This is a genomic window from Candidatus Bandiella numerosa (assembly GCF_021811875.1).
Lineage (GTDB): Bacteria > Pseudomonadota > Alphaproteobacteria > Rickettsiales > Midichloriaceae > Aquirickettsia > Aquirickettsia numerosa_A.
Map to the genome: position 1 here is coordinate 1 of NZ_JAJBJD010000120.1, position 3,385 is coordinate 3,385.

Annotated in this window: 3 protein-coding genes; all 3 read right to left on the reverse strand. The window is 28.8% G+C overall.

What is annotated here, in order from left to right:
- On the reverse strand, nucleotides 1-973 hold a 973-nt coding region (locus L8D11_RS04300), incomplete at its 3' end, for a hypothetical protein (protein ID WP_236870442.1).
- 172 nt (nucleotides 974-1,145) lie between these two features.
- A complete protein-coding gene (locus L8D11_RS04305) occupies nucleotides 1,146-2,114 on the reverse strand; it encodes a ParB/RepB/Spo0J family partition protein (RefSeq protein WP_236870443.1) in 969 nt (322 codons plus the stop codon).
- 3 nt (nucleotides 2,115-2,117) lie between these two features.
- Nucleotides 2,118-3,071 carry a ParA family protein gene (locus tag L8D11_RS04310; RefSeq protein ID WP_236870444.1) on the reverse strand — a complete coding sequence of 318 codons (954 nt, stop codon included), beginning with the start codon at nucleotides 3,069-3,071 and terminating at the stop codon, nucleotides 2,118-2,120.
- Nucleotides 3,072-3,385 lie beyond the last annotated feature (314 nt).

The window sequence follows — 3,385 nt, forward strand, 5'->3', positions numbered from 1 at the left end:
TATTATTCATATCTAGCTCTCTATCTCCTACTCCATATTCTCCATTCATTATTTTTTCTATTGTGTCCTCCTTTATTAACCAGCTAAATACTGCCTTAAAGTTATTTTTTGTTTTCTTTTCTCCCATTAGAAATTGGCTACTATTTATTTTGCATGCATATTCCCTCCAATTATTTAGATCTCCGCTAAATGCTGTTTTATAAAGATTTAATAATACTTCTTGGTTCATTTTATTACTATAAGCTTTAATTGGACTGATTGAATACTCAAATACTTTGTTCCAGATGTAAACCATTTTATTTACTATTTCTTTTTCATTAACATTTATAGGATTTTCTTCTATTTTTTCCTTTAAAGCATTTTCTAATTTAACATGATTCTTTTTATAAGAAGATTTATTTGTATAGTTATTCTTTGTTATTATGATCTGATGAAAATCGACAGATCGATTTGTTGTCCTTTCATCAAGTAAAATTACATTTGCAGAAATATTGGGCTTAATTTTTTTGGGTGCTAATTTAAAAACATTACTTGTATAGTTATTATTATTTGCATTAAATAAATTAATACCTTCTTCATTCTTTATATAGTGGCTTTTAGATTGTGTATTAATTAAGGAATTATATTTCTTTAAATCTATAGTGTACCATTTAGTGTGATTCCATTTTTTGGCATTAATTTTAACAGACTTAATTAAACCTAGCTCTTCTAGAGCTTTAATAGTTTTTCTTAATTTATACATAGATAAATAAGGAAATTGTTTTTTCCAAGAGGGGAGAGAATTGTATATCCATATGCCATTATGATTTGGTAAATATCTTCCACATTTAGAAACCCAGTAATTCATTTTATTTAAAAACAAGGCAGCTTCAATACCAACTATATTGGCTAAATTAGTGTCAAATATATTGCATGTCTTGTTAGGCATTTTTAGTTCATCGTTTGTATGTATGTTTATGGAGTTAAAATTCATATTCACCTCTCAATAAAAAGTCCCCCCGAGGGGACTGTTAAATTTATTGCATAATGAATACTTATATGGTATAGCTTGAATAATGAGTTACAAGTTACACTTCGTGCATTCACTATGCGGATTTGTAAGATAGATAGACCTTCTAGTAGTTGAAGCTTTTAGAAGGTCTTTTTTATTTAATTTCCATAAGCATCTCCTCTAATAATTTTTTAAATAAATCGGATATCTTTTCTTTATCTAATTTACCGCTAGATATTAAGAATGAGATATTTCTTGGAAAATGTATGGATGGTATAGAATTGTTATCGTTCCTCCAAGTGTATAAATGTCTCCCATTATGAGAGTAAATTTTTTCACTTGAGGGGATGCTTTCTACCTGATTAACGTATTTATTAACAAGAGTAGTTAACTTATTTTTACCAATTGTCCCTTCTGCAATTTGCTGCGCATACTTCAATATACCTTCTATATATTTATTACCTTTAATACTTAATTGTTTTATTTGTTCTGCAGTACCAGAGCTTATTTTAGTCATATCTTTTAGAGCTTCCTGTATTTGCAGTGGTATTTTGCTAAATGATAATAATCTAGAAACTTGTTGTTTGCTTATTTTTAATTTATCTACTAAATCTGACTGACTCAATATATTTTTTTCAATTAGTTTTGCATAACTCATTCCTTTAGCATAATCAGATAGCGCTGATCTGTTAGAATTTTCTGATATTTGTACTAGAGCCGCCTCATTATCTGATAAATTTCGCACCAATACTTTAAGAGGAAGATATGCTTTTTGTGCTGCTCTCCATCTTCTTTCCCCTGCAATTAATTCATATTGAAAATTGCTATCATTAGGTAGTTTTCTTACTATACATGGGATCTGCTGTCCCATAGATAAAAACTCTTCTGCTAATGCATCTATATCACCTAATTCATTTTCTGGTCTGTCATGAAATTCCCAATTTTTAATGACATAAGGATCTATCTCTATTACCATGTCTTTGTGATGTGAAACAATAGAAATTGGATCTTGATTAACAACTAATTCTTGCTCTAGTGATTCACCCTCTGGGTTGTAAGGTCTATATTCTCTTTTTTTAAATATTTTTTTCTTACTTGTTTGTAAATCTTCTATTTTAGGCATATTTTATTTATTTTTTATAACTTTAATTCCAAGTAACTCTTTAGTTAATAGATCAAAATCATCTTTGGCAGTAGATTTTTTTACCGAACTGAATAGATTGAGTTTTTCATCAATTACATTTGGTATTTCCTGACTTTGTCTTACTGCTGTGTTTAGTGTGTTACCACTTTCAGATTCATCATTAAATACGGTTTGTAAGGTTTTATCAGATAATATTGTGTTACCACTAAACTTATTTAAAAATATTTTGTAATGAAGGTCTTTTTTATATTGTTTTTTGATGTTTTTGATCTCGTCTTTTAAAATTTGCAGACCTTTAGCGCTAAATCTATCTGGATTAAGAGGAATTAACATAACATCAACATATAAGGAAGCTGCAGTGACAGAATGTCCAATCATTGGAGGGCAATCCAAGAATATAAAATCATAATTATGTTCTATTCTTTCTAATATATTATTAAATACATTATGAAGAGGTGCTCTTGTTAAGGCTAATTTACTATCTAATGTAACGTTTTCAATTCTACTTGGAATAAGATCTATCCCATTTTCAGCCTTAATTATGGCATCTTCTATTCTTACATTCTCCTCAATAACATCAATCATAGTTGGTATTTCTTCTGGATTTATATTAAATGCATCTGTTAAGTTACCTTGTGGATCTAAATCTATTGCTAAAATTTTTGCTCCATATAAACTAGCAGCACAGCTAACGTTATGCATTGCTGTTGTTTTACCTGTCCCACCTTTTACTATTTGAAAAGCTACTTTTTTTTTATTGAAACTCAGATTAAATAGTTTTTGTGCGATACTATGAGTGATATACGATTTATTCCCTATCTTGGGACATTTAATATCCAGAGATTTTAGCTGTTTATGTATAGCCTGTATACTTACTCCTAGTAACTCTGCTGCTACAGTAGCAGGCATCTTAGGCTGTGATATTTTTATGTCCATTAACATTGATTAATATAAGTTCATCTAAACCTATTTATTAAAGCAAAACATCAACCATGTCAATATAGAGATGCGGATATTTATTAAAAAGATAGTCAGATGATTTATAAAGTTATTAGTAATGAATCCATTTTATTTAAAAAGATTCAATTATAATATTTCAGTGTTAGTTGATAGATGTATGAACGGAAGCATAAATATTAGATAGCGTTAAGCAACTTTTAGAATCAACTCATTGTCAATATTTGCTTCATAAAGATTCCACTCATTAGAGGAGATAGTCGCTTTAATCTGCAAAACATTGTGTGCATTCT